Origin of the sequence: Acinetobacter lactucae, assembly GCF_013344765.1 — a bacterium.
Classification (GTDB): Bacteria; Pseudomonadota; Gammaproteobacteria; order Pseudomonadales; family Moraxellaceae; genus Acinetobacter; species Acinetobacter lactucae_A.
On record NZ_JABVBF010000432.1, the window covers coordinates 1 to 433 of the forward strand.

1 protein-coding gene is annotated in these 433 nt (G+C 26.8%); it reads left to right on the forward strand.

The genetic code is table 11. The features are described 5' to 3' along the window. Positions 1 to 335: hypothetical protein (locus HUN22_RS18055; protein WP_217488233.1), on the forward strand; the 335-nt coding region annotated here is incomplete at its 5' end. Positions 336 to 433 lie beyond the last annotated feature (98 nt).

Here is a 433-nt window from a genome sequence, read left to right on the forward strand (position 1 = left end):
GAATATATATGGGGTATGAATTTTGTCGAAAGATTATTTTTTATATCGAATTTGATTGCATTGAGGAGAAAACTCTAATAATCAATAGTAATAAGTCAGATCATATGTATTTCAAAATGTCTGGTAAGTTTTTTTTGTTTTTTGATAAAAAAATGCTTTTAATTGATGAGTTAACATATTATATTTTGGTAGCGTATTCTTGTTGTTATGATTTGGGTAAAATAAAAAAAATAATCGAAAGGAAAATAGGTATCTTCTCAAATCAGGACTTTTTGGAGAGACTAAATTTTTTAGATAAAAAATGTTTATTGAATATAGGAGAAAATCGTGATTAATCGTTCACGTGATTCAGGTCAATGGATTGGTATACAGGGTGAAGAAACTATTCCATTTGATTTAAAAGATGTTGAGTGGAGTTGTTTAACTAAATCTG